The sequence below is a fragment of the Chloroflexota bacterium genome, from assembly GCA_015478725.1.
Taxonomy (GTDB): domain Bacteria; phylum Chloroflexota; class Limnocylindria; order Limnocylindrales; family CSP1-4; genus C-114.
Genome location: JADMIG010000006.1, coordinates 102,219 through 121,515 on the forward strand (window position 1 = coordinate 102,219; position 19,297 = coordinate 121,515).

The 19,297-nt window shown below is 71.2% G+C and carries 17 protein-coding genes; 9 read left to right on the forward strand and 8 right to left on the reverse strand.

The features are described from left to right. Positions 1 to 51: 51 nt before the first annotated feature. The 7 genes from IVW53_06710 to IVW53_06740 all read left to right on the forward strand — a co-directional run bounded on the left by IVW53_06710 (position 52) and on the right by IVW53_06740 (position 8,152). Positions 52 to 609 carry a DUF3090 family protein gene (locus tag IVW53_06710; GenBank protein ID MBF6605259.1) on the forward strand — a complete coding sequence of 186 codons (558 nt, stop codon included), beginning with the start codon at positions 52 to 54 and terminating at the stop codon, positions 607 to 609. Then, the gene (locus tag IVW53_06715; GenBank protein ID MBF6605260.1) at positions 579 to 1,340 is read left to right on the forward strand and encodes an SCO1664 family protein; all 762 of its coding nucleotides are present in this window, start codon (positions 579 to 581) and stop codon (positions 1,338 to 1,340) included. Before IVW53_06710 ends, IVW53_06715 begins: the two co-directional genes overlap by 31 nt. Positions 1,341 to 1,508: 168 nt before the next feature. Beyond that, the gene (locus tag IVW53_06720) at positions 1,509 to 1,700 is read left to right on the forward strand and encodes a hypothetical protein (GenBank protein MBF6605261.1); all 192 of its coding nucleotides are present in this window, start codon (positions 1,509 to 1,511) and stop codon (positions 1,698 to 1,700) included. A 36-nt stretch (positions 1,701 to 1,736) separates the two neighbouring features. Beyond that, positions 1,737 to 2,678 (forward strand): dihydrodipicolinate synthase family protein, encoded by a 942-nt coding sequence (locus IVW53_06725; GenBank protein MBF6605262.1) that lies wholly within the window; start codon positions 1,737 to 1,739, stop codon positions 2,676 to 2,678. Between the two features lie 253 nt (positions 2,679 to 2,931). Then, the gene (locus IVW53_06730) at positions 2,932 to 3,120 is read left to right on the forward strand and encodes a hypothetical protein (protein ID MBF6605263.1); all 189 of its coding nucleotides are present in this window, start codon (positions 2,932 to 2,934) and stop codon (positions 3,118 to 3,120) included. A 116-nt stretch (positions 3,121 to 3,236) separates the two neighbouring features. Further along, positions 3,237 to 4,607, forward strand: a complete 1,371-nt coding sequence (locus IVW53_06735) for an aspartate aminotransferase family protein (GenBank protein ID MBF6605264.1) — start codon at positions 3,237 to 3,239, stop codon at positions 4,605 to 4,607. 95 nt (positions 4,608 to 4,702) lie between these two features. Further along, positions 4,703 to 8,152 carry a TM0106 family RecB-like putative nuclease gene (locus tag IVW53_06740; protein MBF6605265.1) on the forward strand — a complete coding sequence of 1,150 codons (3,450 nt, stop codon included), beginning with the start codon at positions 4,703 to 4,705 and terminating at the stop codon, positions 8,150 to 8,152. Positions 8,153 to 8,176: 24 nt separating this feature from the next. On the opposite strand, the gene IVW53_06745 is transcribed toward IVW53_06740, so the two are convergent. From IVW53_06745 to IVW53_06775, 7 genes are all read right to left on the reverse strand, one after another. After that, the gene (locus tag IVW53_06745; protein ID MBF6605266.1) at positions 8,177 to 9,007 is read right to left on the reverse strand and encodes a hypothetical protein; all 831 of its coding nucleotides are present in this window, start codon (positions 9,005 to 9,007) and stop codon (positions 8,177 to 8,179) included. 35 nt (positions 9,008 to 9,042) lie between these two features. After that, on the reverse strand, positions 9,043 to 9,984 hold the full coding sequence (locus IVW53_06750; protein ID MBF6605267.1) for a sugar ABC transporter ATP-binding protein: 942 nt from the start codon (positions 9,982 to 9,984) through the stop codon (positions 9,043 to 9,045). Between the two features lie 26 nt (positions 9,985 to 10,010). After that, positions 10,011 to 11,057: an ABC transporter permease gene (locus tag IVW53_06755; protein ID MBF6605268.1), complete on the reverse strand. Its 1,047-nt coding sequence runs from the start codon at positions 11,055 to 11,057 to the stop codon at positions 10,011 to 10,013. Between the two features lie 73 nt (positions 11,058 to 11,130). Beyond that, positions 11,131 to 12,117 carry a sugar ABC transporter substrate-binding protein gene (locus IVW53_06760; protein ID MBF6605269.1) on the reverse strand — a complete coding sequence of 329 codons (987 nt, stop codon included), beginning with the start codon at positions 12,115 to 12,117 and terminating at the stop codon, positions 11,131 to 11,133. A 90-nt stretch (positions 12,118 to 12,207) separates the two neighbouring features. Beyond that, positions 12,208 to 13,200: a Gfo/Idh/MocA family oxidoreductase gene (locus IVW53_06765; protein MBF6605270.1), complete on the reverse strand. Its 993-nt coding sequence runs from the start codon at positions 13,198 to 13,200 to the stop codon at positions 12,208 to 12,210. Between the two features lie 473 nt (positions 13,201 to 13,673). After that, positions 13,674 to 14,714 (reverse strand): LacI family DNA-binding transcriptional regulator, encoded by a 1,041-nt coding sequence (locus IVW53_06770; protein ID MBF6605271.1) that lies wholly within the window; start codon positions 14,712 to 14,714, stop codon positions 13,674 to 13,676. 36 nt (positions 14,715 to 14,750) lie between these two features. Next, the gene (locus IVW53_06775; protein ID MBF6605272.1) at positions 14,751 to 16,559 is read right to left on the reverse strand and encodes a thiamine pyrophosphate-binding protein; all 1,809 of its coding nucleotides are present in this window, start codon (positions 16,557 to 16,559) and stop codon (positions 14,751 to 14,753) included. Positions 16,560 to 16,673: 114 nt separating this feature from the next. On the opposite strand from IVW53_06775, the gene IVW53_06780 reads away from it, so the two are divergent. Continuing rightward, entirely contained in the window at positions 16,674 to 17,771 is a 1,098-nt protein-coding gene (locus IVW53_06780; protein ID MBF6605273.1) for a transaldolase, read from the forward strand. Next, positions 17,768 to 18,745, forward strand: coding sequence for a 5-deoxy-glucuronate isomerase (iolB, locus tag IVW53_06785; protein ID MBF6605274.1), 978 nt, complete (start codon positions 17,768 to 17,770; stop codon positions 18,743 to 18,745). Before IVW53_06780 ends, iolB begins: the two co-directional genes overlap by 4 nt. Positions 18,746 to 18,764: 19 nt before the next feature. Here iolB and IVW53_06790 read toward each other — a convergent pair whose 3' ends face one another. After that, on the reverse strand, positions 18,765 to 19,271 hold the full coding sequence (locus IVW53_06790; protein MBF6605275.1) for a TIM barrel protein: 507 nt from the start codon (positions 19,269 to 19,271) through the stop codon (positions 18,765 to 18,767). Positions 19,272 to 19,297: the final 26 nt, after the last annotated feature.

Here is a 19,297-nt window from a genome sequence, read left to right on the forward strand (position 1 = left end):
GCCCGGGCCCGGGGTCCGTCGCGATCCGGCGTTCGGTGTACAGTCCCGGCCATGCCCCGGCGGATCTTCTCCTTCGATGAACCCGAGCGCTTCGTCGCCGGGACGGTCGGCGAACCCGGCGCCCGGACGTTCTTCCTGCAGGCCCGGGACGGCCGGCGTGTCGTGAGCATCGTCCTCGAGAAGGCCCAGGTGGCGGTCCTCGCCGAACGGCTCGGGGCCCTTCTCGACGAGCTCGGCCGGCGCGGTGTCGAGCTCGCCGCCACCGACGGACCGGAGGACACGGCCCCGCTCGACGAGCCGCTCGTCGAGGCGTTCCGTGCAGGCCCCCTCAGCCTCACCTGGGATGGCGACCGCGAGCGGATCATCGTCGAGGCCCGCGAGCTCGCCGAGGTCGAGGATGCGGAGAGCGGCGAACCGGTCGATGTCGCGGACGACGACGAGGACGGGCCGGACCTCATCCGGGTCGTCATGCGCCCGGCCGCGGCACGAGGGTTCGCCGAACGGGCGGCGTCGATCGTCGGAGCCGGGCGCCCGCCCTGCCCCCTGTGCGGCCGGCCGCTCGAGCCTCAGGGCCACCTCTGTCCACGACGGAACGGCTACCTCAACTGACGGTGCTCGACCGAGCGACCGCGCTCGAGGTCCTCCGCGACGGCGAGCTCGAACTCACCGCCCGGCTCGTCGCGTCCTCCAACAACGCCCTGTACGGGACCGTCACCCGGCGTTGCCCGGATCCCGAACCGGACCTCGCCCTGGCGTGCGTGTACAAGCCGACGCTCGGCGAGCGACCGCTCGACGACTTTCCCGACGCGACGCTCTCCCGCCGCGAGGTCGCCGCCCACGCGGTCTCGGAGGCAGCGGGCTGGGACATCGTCCCGCCGACGGTCCTCCGCGACGGGCCGTTCGGTGAGGGGATGGTCCAGCTGTGGATCGATACGGATGAGGACGCCGACCCATGGGATCTCGTCGAGCGGACGGACCCGGCGCTCCGGCCGATGGCCATCTTCGACGCGGTCGTCAACAACGCGGACCGGAAGGTCGGCCATATCCTCCCGCTCGCCGGCCACCTCTTCGGGGTCGATCACGGCATCTGCTTCGCCGTCGAGCCCAAGCTCCGGACCGTCCTCTGGGGCTGGCGCGGACGATCCCTCGGCAACGACGAGATCGCCACCCTCGAGCGATTGCGGAACGACCTCCGGGGAGGGCTCGGCGCCAAGCTCCGGGGGCTCCTCGCGGAGGACGAGGTGGCGGCGACGGTCGCGCGGACGGAGCGGCTCCTTCGGACGCGACGCTTCCCGCTGCCGGATCCCGATCGCCCGGCGATCCCGTGGCCGCCGTTCTGACCCGGCCCGCCGCGAACGTCGAGCATCTTCGCGGAGCGGCTGGCAGAGGACGCCCGGAGCGGCTGGCAGAGGACGCCCGGAAGGCGCATCATGGGCGCTTCCGGTGGCGCGCGCGCGGTCCCTTTCGCGCGGTGGGCGTCGCCGACGATACAGCCCAGGAGCGCGCCGGTGAATCCCAACCCGCCGAAGTCGTCCGCCACCCTCACGGAAGAGCCGCTCAAGCATGTCATCGAGACCTACGTCCACCGGCTCCAGCATGTGACCTGTGTGTGCGGCTGGCAGGGCAGCTCGGCGACGAACGACGGCCAGACCTCCGAATGGACGGCGCATCTCCTCCTTGTGCGGGGCAAGCGCCGCTAGGCCGCGAACCGCGTGTCGGGGCATCCTTCGCGCGCCGTGACCGAACCAGCGCCGACTGCCGGTGATGCCCTCCGCGGCGTCTGGAACATCGTCCCCACGCCGTTCACCGCGGATGGCGGGCTCGATGCGGCGAGCCTCCGGCGACTGACCGAGTTCGTCGTCGAGAGCGGGGTCGACGGGATGACGATCCTCGGGTTCATGGGCGAAGCGCACAAGCTCTCGGACGCCGAACGGAACGCCGTCATCGCGGCGACGATCGCCGCCGCCGGCCGGTTGCCGGTCTGCGTCGGGGTCACCCACGGCGCCACGGACCGCGCGGTCGCGTTCGCCCGCGAAGCCGCCGCCCGAGGGGCCCATTCGATCATGCTGGCCCCACCGGCCCTGACTCGACCCACGGACGAAGCGCTCCGCCGTCACTTCCTCGCCGTCGCCGCGGCGGTGGACGTCCCGATCGTCGTCCAGGACTACCCGGCCGGTTCCGGCGTCCCGATGTCCGTCGACTTCATCGCTGCGCTCGCGAACGAGGCGCCTGGTTGCGCCCACCTCAAGCTCGAGGACGAGCCCTCCCCGCCGAAGGTCGCCCGGGTCCGAGCCGCGGCTCCGTCGGTCCGGATCCTCGGCGGCCTCGGCGGGATCATGCTCCTCGAGGAGCTGGCGGCTGGCGCGGACGGGACGATGACCGGCTTCGGCTTCCCGGAGATCCTCGTCGACGTGGTCCGGCGGTTCCGCTCCGGTGACCGCGACGGGGCCCGCGACGCCTTCTATCGGGCGCTGCCGCTCATCCGGTTCGAGAACCAGCCCGGCATCAACCTGTCGCTCCGGAAGCACCTCTACCGCCGCCGCGGCGCGATCGCCTCCGAGCGCGTGCGGGCGCCAGCCCCCGCTCTCGACCGCGGCACGCTCGAGAGCCTCGACTCGATCCTCGCCCACCTCGGCCTGGCCACCGGACTCGGCCCGATCCTCGAACCCGCCGCCTGAGACGCGGACTCGCACTCGCCCTCGCGCCGGGCCGGGCGGTTGACAGGAACGCGGTCCGTACCCCACACTCGGGCCATCGACCGACGTCGAGGCAGCAGGTCAGAGCACGACTCCGCTCCCGCTCCTCGGACATCGGCGAGTTCATCCGTTCCGATCCAGACCGGATCGTCATGAGCGGACCCATCGGCCGACGCGGCCACCGGACACGAAACCGTCGCGGCGCCGGCCACCGAGAAGAAGGACTCCTGTACCCGTGATGACACGATCAACGACGTCGAGCCTCAACGGCCGGGCGAGCGCGATGCGCCGCCTCCGCCGGCGAAGCGCGGCGAGCACACAACTCTACTGCCAGACGAACGGCTGCACGAGCTTCCTCGCACTGGATCCCGCGACGGGCCTCGCGACCTGCCAGATCTGCGGTTACGAGCGGCGCCTCTCGTAGCCGACCGTGGAGGCTCACCTCGCGCACCGGGCGCATCTCGCGGGCACGCGTCGCGCATCATCGACGCCGGCGGGATGGACGAGACACCGCCGCCTTCGTCGAATCCGTCCGGAGGGATGCCCCGAGTGACCGCCGCCACCCTCGACCGCGCTCGACTCGAGCGCCTCATGGCTCGCGAACAGCAGGCCTTCGTCGACGCCCATCCGCGCTGTGCCGCCCTCTTCGAACGCGCGAAGGGATCACTCCTTGCCGGTGTTCCGATGAACTGGATGGTGAAGTGGCCGGGGGCATTCCCACCGTTCGTCGAGTCGGCCCACGGCGCCCATTTCACCTGCGTCGACGGGCACGATCACGTCGATCTCTGCCTCGGCGACACGGGAGCGATGGCCGGCCACGGCGCCGCCGAGACCATCGCCGCCGTCGAGCGACAACTGCCGCGTGGCATCACCCACATGCTGCCGACGGAGGATGCGGCCTGGGCCGGCGAGGAGCTCCAGCGCCGGTTCGGCCTGCGGTACTGGCAGTTCGCGATGACCGCGACGGACGCGAACCGGTTCTCGCTCCGACTGGCCCGGATGATCACCCGGCGTCCGTTCGTCGCCGTCCACGAGTTCAACTACCACGGCTCGGTGGACGAGACGTTCGCCTGGCTCGCGCCGGACGGTCGCGTCGAGAGCCGCCGCGGGAATGTCGGGCCCCAGGTGGATCCGGCGCTGACGACACGGGTCGTCCCCTTCAACGACATCCCGGCCCTCGAGGCCGCCCTCGCCGATCGGCAGGTGGCCGCGCTCCTCATCGAGCCGGCCCTGACGAACGTCGGCATCGTCCTGCCGGAACCGGGCTACCACGAGGCGGTCCGCGAGGTCACCCGGCGGACCGGCACCCTCCTCATCATCGACGAGACGCACACGATCTGCGCCGGCCCGGGCGGGATGACCAAGGCCTGGAACCTCGATCCGGACCTCTTCGTCATCGGCAAGACGATCGGCGGTGGCATCCCGGCCGCCGCGTACGGCTTCACGGCGGAGGTGGCCGACCGAATCGTCGCGGACATCACGCTCGAGGATTGCGACGTCGGCGGCATCGGCGGGACGCTCGCCGGTTACGCGCTCGCGTCCGCCGCCATCCGGGCGACGCTGGGGCTCGTGCTGACCGAGGAAGCGTTCACCCGGATGATCCAGCTCGCCGAGCGCTGGACCGCCGGGGTCGAGGGCGTCCTTGCGGAGCACGGCGTCCCGTGGCATGTCACCCGCCTCGGCGCTCGAGCCGAGTACCACTTCATGCCGGATCCGCCCCGGACCGGCCGCGAGCAGTGGGAGCACGGCGACTTCGAGCTCGAGCGATTCCTCCATCTCTACGCACTCAACCGGCGGATCCTCATGACGCCGTTCCACAACATGGCGCTCATGTCGCCGGCGACGTCCGCGACCGACGTCGATCGACACACGGAGGTCTTCGGCCAGGCGGTCGCCGAGCTCTTCGGATAGAAGTGCGGGCCGTGGCTGGTGACAGGCAAGGTGGCATGCCGGTCCGCTAGGCTCCGCCGATCGCCGCCAGCTCCGCCCATCGCCCGGAGGACTTCGTGCAGCTCGTCGACGGGACGATCATCGTCAGCGCCACGGACCTCGTCGGATACCTCGCCTGCAACCACCTCGCGACGCTCGAGCTCGGCCGGATGGAGGGTCGCTGGGAGAAGCCGCCGCACCGCACGGATCCCGAGCTCGAGCTCCTCCAGCAGCGCGGCGACGCCCACGAGCACGCGTACCTCGAGCGGCTGCGATCGGCGGGCCGGTCGATCCACGAGATCGAGAACCGCCACCCGGCGTCACCGGCCGAGCTTCGCGCCGCGGAGGAAGAAACGGTCGAGGCGATGCGCCGCGGTGTGGACGTCATCTACCAGGCGACATTCTTCGACGGTCGCTGGCGCGGCCACGCCGACTTCCTCCTGCGAGCAGAGCGACCGAGCCTCCTCGGCCCGTGGAGCTACGACGTCGCGGACACGAAGCTCGCCCGAGGCGTGAAGGCGGGCGCGATCCTCCAGGTCTGCGTCTACGCGGAGCGGCTCGCGCAGCTCCAGGGCAGCCCGCCGGAGCGGCTCGTCATCGTCACCGGCGACGGCGCCGAGCACGAAGAACGCCTCGCCGACTTCGCGGCCTTCCATCGCACCGTCAAGGCTCGCTACGAGGCGTTGATCTTCGGGTCCGGCCCTCGCCCGGCGACGTACCCGGATCCCGTCGACCACTGCCGGGTCTGTACCTGGTTCCCGACGTGCATGGACCGCCGCCGCGCCGACGACCATCTCTCGATCGTCGCGGGGGCAACGCGGACGTACACGCAGCGGCTCGTCGAGGGCGGTGTGCCGACCCGGCGTGCCCTCGCCGTGCTCGACCCGGAGCGGGCGATCGCCGGCATGAACCCACGACCCCTCGCCCGGCTCCGCGACCAGGCGCGCCTGCAGGTGAGCGGCCAGGACAGCGGCAGGCTGCTCTACGAGCTCGTCGAGCCGGATCCGGAGACGCCGGGGCACGGTCTGGCTGCACTGCCCGAACCGTCATCGCTCGACGTCTTCTTCGACATCGAGGCGGACCCGTGGATGGGCGAGGCCGGGCTCGAATACCTCCTCGGCGTCGCGTGGCGCGAACCGGACGGGCGGACCGAGTACCTGCCGATCTGGGGGCACGACCCGGCCGGCGAGAAGGCCGCGTTCGAGGGGTTCATCGACCTCGTCGTCGGCCGTCTCCACCGCGATCCCGCGATGCACGTCTACCACTACGCGGGCTACGAATCGGGCGCCATCAAGCGCCTCATGCAACGCCACCAGACCCGCGAGGATGAGGTCGACGTCCTCCTCCGGGGGGAGGTCCTCGTCGACCTCTACCAGGTGGTGCGGCAGGGCGTCCGCGCCTCCGTCGAGTCATATTCGATCAAGAAGATCGAGAAGTTCTACCTGCCCTCCCGGGACGGCCCGATCACCGAGGCGGGGTTCAGCGTCGTCGAATACGAGCACTGGCTCCGCGACGGTGACGAGCGCCACCTCCGCGACCTTGCCGACTACAACCGCGACGACTGCGTCTCCACCCTGCTCCTGCGAGACTGGCTCGAGGAGCGGCGCAACGACGGCATCATCGCGCACGGCTGGGACCTCCCACGGCCGACGCTGGCGGATGGCGAGCCCTCGGAGGCGCTGTCCGAGCGGCAGGCCGCGACCCGCGCACGCGAGGACGCATTACGCGCCGGGATCGCCGCAGATCCCACGGTGCGGAGCCCCGAGCAGGGGGCGCGCTGGCTGCTCGCCGGCCTCATCGACTGGCATCGACGGGACGCGAAGCCGGCCTGGTGGGAGTACCACCGGATCAGGCGGCTCTCGGTCGAGGATCTCCTTGGCGAGAGCGGGGCCATCGCCGGCCTCGGATATCTCGGAGTCGTCGGCGAGGAGAAGCGATCGCTCATCCATCGCTATCGCTTCGACCCGCGGCAGGACACGAAGATCCACGTCGGCGACGACACGTGGGTCGACCCCGGGACCGGGAAGCCGGCCGGGGCCGTCGTCGCCCTCGACCTGCTCGATGGGACGATCGACCTCAAGCGCGGAACATCGAGCGGCGTACCGCACCCGGCCGCGCTCATCGAACCGCCGCCGATCCGATCCGATCCGCTTCCCGGCGCACTCGCCGACATCGCCGACCACGTGGCCACCCACGGGATCGCTGGAGCGGGCCCCTATCGAGCCGTCCGAGAGCTGCTCCTCGGGTCGCCACCGCGCATCGCGGGCATGGTCGCTGGAGCGCCCCTGCGGCGTGACGGGGAGACCACGCTCGCCGCCGCGAGCCGGGTCGTCGGCGACCTCGGCGAGAGCACGCTCGCGATCCAGGGGCCGCCCGGCACCGGCAAGACCTGGACCGGGGCACGGATGGCGGTCGCGCTCGTCGCGGCAGGCCGGAGGGTCGGCATCGCGGCCGGCACGCACAAGGCGATCACGAACTTCATCAACGCGGTCCATGACGCCGCCCGAGACGAAGGCCGAACGCTCCGGATCCTCCAGCGCGGCACCGCCGACGACGGCGCCGTCGGCGCCGAGGGCGTTGAGCTCACCGGCGACTCGGCGGCGGTCGGTCCGGCACTGCGGGCCGGGCGCTATGACGTCGCCGCTGGGACTGCCTGGCTGTTCGGTCGGCGGGACATGCACGATGCGGTCGACGTCCTCTTCGTCGACGAGGCCGGACAGATGTCGCTCGCGAACGTGGTCGCGATGGGCGGCGCGACGCGGTCGATCGTCCTGCTCGGCGACCCGAACCAGCTGCCGCAGGTGTCCGCAGGCACCCATCCGGACGGCGCCGGGCGGTCAGCCCTCGAGCACGTCGTCGGTGACGCGGCGACGATCGCGCCGGACCGCGGCCTCTTCCTCGAGACGACCTTCCGGATGCACCCACGCGTCAACGGCTTCGTCTCCGACACGTTCTACGCGGGCCGCCTCGCGGTCGACCCATCGACCGCACGACAGCGCCTCGAGGCGCTCGACGGCAGCGACGCGCTCGGGCTGCGGTACCGGGCCGTCGAGCATGATGGCGACGCCGCCCGCTCCGCGCTCGAGGCAGAAGCGGTGGCCGATGCGATCTCCCGGCTCGTCGGCGGCCGCTGGACGGACAGCCACGGCGAGACGCGCCGGCTCACCCTCGACGACGTCATCGTGGTCTCGCCGTACAACGCCCAGGTCGCGGAGATCGGTCGCTCGATCGAGCGTCGCTTCGGCCGCGCCGGCAGGGTCGGCACCGTCGACAGGTTCCAGGGACAGGAGGGCGTCGTCGCCATCTACTCGATGGCGACCTCATCACCGGACGAGATCCCGCGCGGGATGGAGTTCCTCTACGACGGCCACCGCTTCAACGTCGCCGTGTCCCGGGCGCGCGGCCTCGCCGTCGTCGTGAGCAGCCCCGAGCTCCTCACCGTCCGGCCCAGGACGCCGGAGCAGATGCGGCTCGCGAACGCGCTGTGCGCCTACGTCGAGCGGGCGACGGACCTCGAGCGAGCCTGAGTTCGGCGGCACCGGCGGATACCGTCATCCGCGGCGGATCGGCCGCGTGATGCACGTCGGGCCGCCCGACCCGTTGATTCCGATCTCCGTCGCGGCGTACGGGTGGACCTCGCAGCCCGCGGCGGCGAGCGCCCGGGCCGTGGCAGGGTTTCCGGCCGCCACCACCACGACGCCGGGTCGGACGGCGAGGACGTTGCAGCCGAGCGTATCGAACTCGTCCGGCGGCACGTCGATGAGCCGGATCCCGAAGTCGACGAGGAGCGCCCACAGCCCCACGGGTAGGAGACGCCGGTGGACGACCGCGAGATCGTCCGCGACCGGGGAGACGACCGACAGGAGATGGAGGAGCTCCGCGGGCCCCTGCCAGTACGGGACGTCGAAGATCCGGACATCGCCGCCGACGATCGCCGCAAGCTGGCGGGCACCAGCGTCGTTGGTTCGCAGTGTCCGGCCGATGCACAGCAGGTCCGGGCGGAGCCAGAACGTGTCGCCGCCGTCGACCGTCCCCGGTTCCTCGATCGTCCCGTGCGTCGGGATTCCGTGGTCGAGCGTCCATCGCTCGAGCGCGAGCTCCTCGCCCCGGCGCGTCGGCTTGCCCGAGCGGAGCGGGATCGCGCCGGCACGGGCCACGAGGAGCGGATCGTAGGCGTAGACGAGATCGGGGCTCGCCGTCTCGATGTCGAGGTGGTGGACGGTCACCCCGAGCCGCACGAGGATCTCGACAAACGCGTCGTGCTCGCGCTGGGCAACCGCGAGATCGACCGGGTGGCGGAATCCGCGGGCCGGGTCGTCGTACGCCCGGCCGAACGCCGCGCCCGGCCGCTTGACGAGGACCTCGCGGAGTGGCGCCGTCATGCTCTGGGCGCCGAATACGCCCGGATCGATGGTGCTCAGGAGGCCGATCCCGGCATCGTCCCCGCGTCGCTGCTCGTGGCGGCCGCCTCGACGGTCGTCGCGTCGGCGTTCATGAGCGCTTCGAGCTCTGTCGCCAGCTCCGCGAGCTCATCGCCACCGCCCATGAGGCGAAGGAGCTCATCCTGCCCGACCTCGCCACGGACGAACTCGCCGGCGAGGCGGCCATGGGAGAGGATCGTGAACCGGTCGCCGACCGGCAGTGCGTGCTGGACGTTATGGGTGATGAAGATGACCCCGAGTCCCTTGGCCCGGGCGCGGATCACGTGGCGGAGGACGATCGCGGCCTCCTTCACGCCGAGCGCGGAGGTGGGCTCGTCGAGGATGAGCACCCGGGCCCCAAAGTACTCTGCCCGCGCGATCGCGAGCGTCTGGCGCTCGCCGCCGGAGAGCGTTCCGACGAGCTGGCTCGTGTCGCGGATCCGGATGCCGATCTCGAGCATCTGCTCCGTCGCGATCCTGCCCGCGGCCGCGACGTCGAACCGCTTGAACGGTCCCCAGCCCACGGTGGGCTCCGACCCGAGGAAGAAGTTCCGGCTGACGCTCATGAGCGGCAGCACGGCCAGATCCTGGTAGACCGTCGCGACACCCCGGTCGAGCGCGTCCCGTGGCGAACGGAGTGTCACGGGGATGCCGTCCATGAGCATCGTTCCCTCATCCGGCGTGTGGACGCCGGAGAGGATCTTGATGAGCGTCGACTTCCCGGCACCGTTGTCGCCGAGCAGGCAGTTGACCTCGCCCGGCCGAACGGAGAGTGAGACATGCTCGAGGGCGATCACCCTCCCGAAATACTTCGAGATGTCGCGCGCCTCGAGGATCGGCGTCGCGGAGGGCGCCGGCCCCGCACCCTGCGTCCCGTAGCCCGCGATCCGGGCCGCGGTGTCGGCGGGCAGCGTGAACGGGGCATCGTCGTGGGGCATCGGCTCGAGGCCGTGGGGCGGTCGCATCAGCGGGTCCCCGAGGCGCGGCGCAGGACGTACTGGTTGACGAGCGACGCGGAGAAGAGGAGCAGCCCGAGCACCGCGAGATACCAATCGGTGTTGATTCCGGCATAGAAGATGCCGAGGTTCGTCACGCCGAGGATGAATGCGCCGAGCGCGGAGCCGATGGCGGAGCCATAACCGCCGGTGAGGAGGGTTCCGCCGACGACGGCGGTGATGATCGCCTGGAACTCGAGGTTGGTGCCGACAAGGACGTTGGCGCTCCCGACCGCTGGGGTGACGATGCAGGCGTACAGCGCGGCGGACGCGGCGGTCGCCATGAACAGGATGATCTTCACCCGGTTCACCGGGACGCCGACATAGCGGGCCGCGACCGGCGAGCCGCCGACGGCGAAGATCCAGTTCCCGAAGCGGGTCCGAAGGAGGACCCAGCTCGCCACGGCGACCACGATGATCCACCAGACGAGCTCCATCTTGAACGAGCCGGTGTCGATCTTGAAGAGCGTCGTCGCGAACGGCGCGAAGGCCGGATCGCTCGCTGCGCCGGTCGGGAGGGCGACGATTGTCTGCTGCGTGATGGCCCGGGTGAGGGCGATCGTCGTCCCGCGAAGGACGAACTGGCTGGCGAGGGTGACGATGAACGACGGGAGCCGCGTCTTGACGACGAGCCACCCGTTGAGGGCCCCGATCGCGAGGGCGAACGCGAACGTCAGCGGGATGGCGACGACCGGCGGCACACCAAACTGGCTGATCAGCAGCGAGAGGAAGATGGACGCCGCGCCGACCATCGAGCCGATCGAGAGGTCGAACTCCCCGGCGATCATGAGAAGCGTGACGGCGGCGCCGAGGATGCCGACCTGCGCGGCGAGCTCGAGGTAGCCGCCGAAGCCGGCCGGGCTGAGGAAACCCGAGCGTCCGCCGAGGATGGCGAAGATGGCGAAGACGAGGATCGCCCCGACGAGGGCGCCCACCTCGGGACGCGAGGCGACCCGGCGGAGCGGACCCTCTGCCCGGAGCCGGCTGGGCGGTGCCGCCGGGGCGACGACGGTCATCGGTTCGACCCTCCGAGACGCGAGGGGCCGGCCGTCTCCGGCCGGCCCCTCAGAGCGACGAACGAGCTGCGGACTACCGGGTGGTGCCGGTGTTCGCGATCACGGTCGCGACGTTCGTCTTGTCGACGACGCCGGGGCCGGTGAGGACGGGCTGCCCACCGCCGGGCATGAGCCCGTAGAGGTGATAGTAGGTGAGGAAGACGACCGGCAGGTACCCCTGCAGCCACTGCTGCTGGTCGATCGCGAAGTCGACGGTACCGGCCTGGATGGCGGCGAGGACGTCCTTCGAGAGGTCGAAGGTCGCGAGATGGACCTTGCCGGCGAGGTTGAGGGCGGTGATCGCCTTGAGGGCCGGCGCAGCGCCGGTGGGGCCGAGGGCCATGACGCCGTTGATCGTCGGATCGGCCTGCAGGGCCGCCGTGATCTTCTGCTGAGCGCCGGACTGGTCGTTGAGGTCGACCTGGAGGACGGTGGACTTGCCGCCGAGACCGGTGGCGAAGCCCTTGCACCGGGCGTCGAGGCCGGCGTTGCCGACTTCCTGGTTGATGCAGATGGCGTTCGTCACGCCGGCCGCCTTCATGAGCGAGCCCGCCTTCTGGCCCGCGATCGACTCATCCTGGCCGACGTGGGTGAGGACGCCGAGCTTGGCGTACACGTCTGAACCGGAGTTGGCGGAGATGACCGGGATCCCGGCCGCGACCGCGGCCTGGATGTGGGGGCCGAGGGCCGTCGCATCCGGGATCGAGACGACGAGGCCGGCCGGCTTCTTTGCCACCGCAGCGTCGATGAGCTGACCCATGGCGTTCATGTCGAAGGTCTGCGGGGCGTTGTACTCGACCTTGACGCCCATGTCCTTGGCGGCCTGGTCGACACCGTTCTTGAAGATGCTCCAGAACGGATCGGACGCCTGACCGTGGGTCACGACCTCGATGAGGATGCCGGATCGGTCGGCACTTCCACCGCCGCTCCCGCTCGACGGGGCGGGCGTCGCCGCACTCGAGCAGGCGCTCGCGACGAGCGCGACGCTCCCGGCGAGCGCCAACAACTTCGGGACTCTCATGTGCTCCTCCTCTGACTGGCGGCCGCCGCGAGGCGGTGAGTCGCGGACATTCTCGCGCATCGGGGAACCCCGCTGCACATGTTCGCCTGACTAGATCTCGGTCACCAGGACCGGGCGCTGTTCGCGACGGGAGCGGTCGGCGGCGATCGCCGTCCGCAGGGCGGCGATCCCGTCGCGTCCGGTGCACGGGCTCGGTGCGTTCCCTGCCGCGACGGACAGGAAGGCGTCGAGCTCGGCTCGGTACGCTTCCGGGAACCGATCGAAGAAGTTCGGCCAGGCGGGACCTGCCGGCGCCGGGACCCCCGGCTCGGCGGACCGGAACGGGCTCCGTGGTCCGAGACCGACGACGACGCTGTCCCGCGATCCGTACACCTCGGCCCGGATGTCATAGCCGAGCGGATCGTGGCGGGTCGTCATGAGGGTGGCGAGGACGCCGTTCGTCATCCGCAGTGACGCCACCGCGGTGTCGACGTCGCCGTACTTCGCGAAGACGTCGAAGCCGCGCACGCTGCCCATCGCGTAGATCTCCTCGACGTCCGCGCCGACGAGCCAGCGGACGATGTCGAAGTCGTGCACGCTGAAGTCGCGGAAGATCCCGCCCGACGTCGGGATGTATGCCTCGTGCGGTGGCTCGGGATCGTGGCCGTGGAGAGCGACCGCATAGATCGTGCCGAGCTCCCCGCTCGCGATGAGCCGGCGGGCCTCGAGGTAGCCCGGGTCGAAGCGGCGCTGGAACCCGAGCTGGAGAGGGATGCCGGCGCGCTCGACGTGCTCGACGACGGCGACGCTCTCGGCGAGGTCTTTCGCGATCGGCTTCTCGCAGAATGTCGGCAGGCGCCGGTCCGCGGTCGCCCGGATGAGCTCCGCATGGGCGTCCGTCGCGGCGGCGATGACGACCGCCTCGGCACCGTCCATCGCCGCGTCGATCGTGGGGCTCGGGGCCGCTCCGACGCTCCGTGCGACCTCGGCGGCGCGGGCCGTGTCGACGTCCGCGACGAGGAGCTCGGTGACGCCCGCGCAATCGACGAGGTTGCGGGCGTGCATCGCTCCGATGCGGCCGGCGCCGATGAGGGCGACCCTCATCCGATCTCGCCTCCTCGGACCCGCATCCTGCCTCCTCGGACCCGCATCCCGAGCGACCGGATCGTCGCGCTTCGGGTGCGGCTGGGTTGCCTGACGTAATCGATTGCTCGACCGACGCGGGCGCACCATACCACGCGGGCCATCGCTGTCAATCGGCGGCGCCGGAGCCGGGGCGCCCAGGGCGAGGCCGGGCCAGGGGCGAGGGTCGGGCCAGGGGAGCCCAGGTGAGACTGCCCGCATTCGTCGCCACCACCCTCGCGCGTCGGGTACGCGCGGACTGCGTACTGGACGCAGCGCACGGTGGATGGCGTGTGCCGGCCGCCGCCCACCGAGCGTGCGCCCGTGGCCGTCGGCCCGGATCCGACGACCAAGCACGCACCGGGAGCGTAGGTGGCACACGATGCGGCGAGATGAGCGACGTCGGACGTTACCGAAAGGACTTGGGCGACCTTCGGCCCGCATCGGCAGCCCGATCACCGAGGTCCGGCGGCGGGGCCGGTGGATCCGCGGACGACGAGCCGGACCGGGAGTCGCACGATCTCCGCGATCTCCGTGACCTCCGCTCTCGTCGGTGTCGCCGCGTGCTCGTCGATCCGCTCGATGAGGCGCCGGACGGCCCACTGGCTCATCGCGACCGTCGACTGGGCGACCGTCGTGAGCGGCGGGTCCATGTACCCGGCGAGCGAGAGTCCGTCGAAGCCGACGACGCTCACGTCCTCGGGCACTCGCCGGCCGGAGGCCCGCAGCGCACGGAGCGCTCCGATCGCCGTGAGGTCGTTGTAGCAGATCACGGCACTGAGATCCGGCGAGCGGCGGAGGAGTCGGGCCATCGCCCGCTCGCCCTCCGCGACGTGCCCGTCGCCGACGGCGAGACGGAGCGTCCCCACGCTCCGCCCGGCCCCCACCAGCCCGTCGCGGATCCCGGCCAGCCTCGGCCGCGCCGCACCGTGGACGGCCGGCGCCCCGATGTGCCCGATCGTCCGGTGACCGAGCCCCACGAGATGCTCCGCGGCGAGGCGGCCGCCCGCTCGATTGTCCGAGAGGATCGTCGGCACGCCCGGCACGGACAGCTCGGAATTCATCATCACCACCGGCAACGGCGCCCTCGCGAGCCAGCGTGCGTGCCGCTCGCCCACCCCGCCGCTCGCCACGATGATCCCATCGACGCGCCGCTCGGCGAGGATCTCGAGGTAGGCGGCCTCCCGTTCCGGATCGTCGGCGCCGTTGCAGAGGACGACCGCGTATTCCGAGCCGACGGCCGCATCCTCGACGGCCCGCACGATCTCGGCGAAGAACGGGTTCTCGACGTCCGTGATGATGAGGCCGATCGTCCGCGTCCGTTGAAGCTTGAGAGAACGGGCGACGCCCGACGGGCGATAGCCGAGCTCCTCCACGACGGCGAAGACGCGGGCCCGGGTCTCCGGGCGGGCCCGGAGCGCCCCGGAGAGGATCCGGCTCACCGTCGCCGTCGAGACGCCGACGCGGGCCGCCACGTCCGCCATGGTGGCACCCATCAGCGTGAGTCCGGTCCGCTCACCATCCGCCTGCGTTCACCGCTGCTGCTCCTCCGCGAGGCCGGCGAGGTATCGGGCCCGCTCCTCGGGGTGGTATTCGGGGCTCGGGGCATCCCACCAGCCGGTCTTCTCCGGCCCGGCCACGGCGAGATCGCGGTCCACCCGGACATGCACGAGCGACGGGCCGCCGGACGCGAGCGCCCGCTCGACCGCAGGGCGGACCTCGTCCGGCCGTGTCGCCTGTTCGGTGTGGACGCCGAACGCTCGGCCGATCGCGGCGTAATCCGGCTGGTAGAGCTCCCCACGACGGAGGAAGTCGGTGGCCGCGCTGCGGCCGAAGAATGTCCGTTGGCCGCCCTTGATGCTGATCCAGCCGCTGTTGTCGAGGACCACCATGCAGACCGCCACGTCGAGCATCGCCGCAGCGGCGAGCTCCTGCATCGTCTGGAGGAAGCTCCCGTCGCCGCCGATCGCGAGGACCTGCCGGTCCGGCGCCGCGAGCTGGCAGCCGATCGCGGCCGGCAGCTCGAAGCCCATCGTGGAGAACCCGCCCGACGTGATGTGGGTCCTCGGCCGGCGCGTCACCCAGCGTTGCTTGACGATCCCCTGGGGCAGTCCCGCGCCCGTGACGACGATGGCATCCGGCCGGGTCGCCGCCTGGATCTCGCGGGTCGCCCTGGCCATCGTCATCGGGACCGCGTCGGATCCGGAGAGGCGCTCGAGGCTCGCGAACCAGGTCGCCGTGCGACGCTGGATCTCCTCAAAATAGGCGCTGTCGCGGTACACGGTGGGGCCGCCTCCGGGTCCCAGCGCCGCGAGGAGGTCGACGAGGACCGCCTTCGCGTCGCCGACGAGCGACGCCTCGACCGGATAGTTCTTGCCGATCTCCCGCGGATCGATGTCGATCTGGACGAGCCGGGAGGGCGGGATCGAGAACGTCACGCCCTTGCGGTACGACGAAGCGCTCCAGTCCGTGAAGCGGTTCCCGACGGAGATGACGACGTCGGCGCTCGCGGCGAGTTCGTTGCCGCAGGTCGAGGCGGTGTCGCCGATCGTCTGGCCCGCGAGCTCGTGGGTCTCGTCGATCGCGCCCTTGCCCTGCCACGTCGTGACGACCGCTGCGCCGAGTCGCTCGGCGAGTGCGGTGAGCTCGGCGGCCGCGTCGGCGAGGATGACCCCTCCCCCGGCGACGATGACCGGCCGTCGGGCGCCGCGGACGAGTGCCGCCGCCCGCTCGACATCGTCGGCAGCAGGGCGGAGACGGCCGCGAGCCTCGCGGGCGGCCGGATCGGGGAGGACGACGTCCGCGGACTCCGCCTGAAGGTCCATGGCGAGATCGAGGAGGACCGGTCCGGGACGCCCGGAGACCATCTGATTCCACGCCCGATGGAGGACGAACGGCAACTCGTCCACTCTCGACGGCTGCCACCACTCCTTCACGACCGGCTCGAAGACCCGCGGGTTGTCGGCAGCGTGGCGGCGCTCGAACTCCTGGAACAGGCCGTGACCGCGCATGTACGTATGGGCCGAACCCACGGCAAGGAGGACGGCCGTCGAATCCACATACGCGGTGCCCATCCCGACGACGGTGTTCATCGCGCCGGGACCGATGCTCGAGAACGCGAGCATCGGTCGGCCGCTGACCCGGTACCAGCCGTCGGCGAGGTGGACCGCCGACTGCTCGTGCATCACCTGAACGGTCCGGATCGCGTCGCTCCGATCGATGAGCGCGTCGACGATCGCCCAGCAGCCGTGGCCGGGGATGCCGGCGGCGTGGGTGACGCCCTGGCGGACGAGGTATTCGACGAGGATCTGCGCGCCCGACAGGCGCACCGGCTCGGCCATCCCACACCGTCCCGTAATCGATTGCTTCGCGATGCCGAGCGGTATTATGCCCCTGCCCGCCGACCGCTCGGCGGGCCATCCCGATCGCGACGACCGCCGGTCGCCGAGGAGGCCATGGACGTCCTCACCGACACTCCCCTCGCCCGCACGGTCGCCGCGACGGCGACCGACATCTGGAACGATTCGTGTTCCGTCGAGGAGCTCGAGTACGCCGTCGCGAATGGCGCCGTCGGCGCCACGGCGAACCCGACCATCGTCAGCGACGTCTGGCGGTCCGACCCGGGCCGCTGGCGTGCGACGACCCGTGAGCTCGCGCAGGCCCACCCGACATGGACGGAGGTGGACCTCGCCTGGAGCATCGTCGAAGCGATGTCGCTCCGGGCGGCCCCGCTCCTCCTGCCCGCGCACGAACGGACCGGCGGCCGGCAGGGCCGACTCTCGATGCAGACCGATCCGACGTTCTGGCGAACCCCCGAGCGGATGCTCGCCCAGGGCGTCCATTTCGCCGGACTCGCGCCGAACATCATCGTGAAGTTCCCGGCCACCGCGGCCGGGATCGGCGTCATGGAGGAGGCGACATATCGCGGCGTCAACGTCAACTGCACGGTGAGTTTCAGCGTCGCCCAGGCGGTCGCCGCGGCCGAAGCGGTCGAGCGGGGGCTTCGTCGGCGAGAGGTCGAAGGGCTGCCCGTGCACCGGATGGGCCCGGTCATCACGCTCATGATGGGCCGGATCGAGGACTGGCTCCGCGTCCAGACCGAGCGCGACGGGATCGTCGCGGACCCGCTGGCGCTGCCCTGGTCCGGCGTCGCGGTCTTCAAGCGAGCGTACGCTGTGTTCCGCGAACGGGGCCTTCGGGCCCGCCTCCTCGGCGCCGCGGTCCGCCATCACTACCACTGGAGCGAGCTCATCGGCGGCGACGTCGTCATCACCCTGCCGGCGATCTGGCAACGGCGGTTCAACGCCTCGGACATCGACGTGCGCCCGCGGATGGACGATCCGGTCCCGGCGGCGATCATCGCGGATCTCGAGCGGCACTTCCCGGACTTCGTTCGCGCCTATGAGCCGGACGGCCTGTCGCTCGACGAGTTCGACACGTTCGGGCCGACGGTCCGGACACTCCGCGCGTTCATCGGCTCCTACCACGATCTCCTCCACCAGGTCACGGACGCGGTCCTGCCGAATCCGGACGTCGCGACCTCCCGCGCATGAGTGGCTCGTCGGCCGGCGGCGATCCGCCGGTCGCGGCAGTCGCGCCGCCGAACCGCCTCGCCGTGGACGCGCTCCACCTGAGGCCGGAGGGCGACGGAGCGGTCGGCCTCGATCCGACACGAGCTGGCTGGCGGTATCTGTCGTTCGAGACACGGACGCTCGGCGCGGGCGCGGAGCTCGCGATCCCGTCGGACGGGCGGGAGACCGCCATCGTCGTGCTCGGCGGAGGCGGTGTCGCGGTCAGGCCCGGCGACGACCGGGGTGCCCTCCTCGAGCTCGCCGGCCGACGCTCGGTCTGGGATGGTCTCCCGTGGGCCGTCTACCTGCCGGCGGCGATCGGTGCGACCGTCGTGGGCGTTCCGCTCGATCACCATGGAAGCGTGGATCTCGCGATCGCCCGCTCTCCGATCGCCGCCCGGGCGAAGGCCACCGGGCGGCCGGTCGTGATCCGCCCGGAGGACTGCCGGATCGAGAGCCGCGGTGCCGGGAACGCGACGCGACAGATCACCCACATCATCGCTCCCGAGTTCCCGGCCGATCGGCTGCTGCTCGTCGAGGTATATACGCCGTCCGGGAACTGGTCGAGCTGGCCGCCGCACAAGCACGACGTCGACGCGATGCCCGACGAGGCCGTCCTCGAGGAGATCTATTGCTACCGGTTCCGGCGGCCCGAGGACTGGGCGATCCAGCGGGTCTACCGGCGTCCGGGTACGCCCCTGGAACGATCATCCGGGCCACGCGACGCGCTCTGGGAGGTGCGCTCGGGGGACGTCGTCATCGTCACGGACGGCTACCACCCGTTCGTGACGAGCCACGGCGCGGACGCCTACTACCTCAACGCCCTCGCCGGCGACCGGCGGACGATGGCCTGCTCGTTCGACCCGGATCTCGACTTCGTCCGGGCGGCGTGGGCGACCATGCCACCGGATCCGCGGGTCCCGCTCGTCGATGCCGGCGGACCGCGGAAACGTTAGGCGATCGTCCGGGCGGCCCTCAGATGCCGAGCGTCGCGAGGTATCCCCGGTTCCTACCCTGGGCGGCGACGACGGCGTCGAGCGTGTCGCCCGTCCGCAGGTAGCGGTCCTGCTCCACGACGACCCAGCCGTGGTAGTCGTGGCGACGGAGGGCGGCGACGACGTCGGCGATCCGGGCGTCACCTCGGCCGAGCTCGCAGAAGGCGCCGGCGCCGGTGAGCGCCTCGAAGTCCTCGCCGCGATCGCGGCCGGCAGCGAGGACCGCCGACGACACGTCTTTCAGGTGGACATGGCGGATGAGCTCGTGGTACGCCTCGACGAGCGTCACCGGGTCGGCGCCGCCGAAGCGGGCGTGCCCGGTGTCGAGGCACAGGCCGAGGAGCGACGGGTCCATCGCCTCGAGGACCCGCCGGATCTCGTCAGCGGTCTCGACGTACGTCGCGGCGTGGTGATGGAGGACCGGCTCAAAGCCGGTCGAACGGCAGATCTCCGCCGCACGGTGCGGATTTCGCTCCAATCCGATCACCCGTTTCGCTCCAATCCGATCAGTCG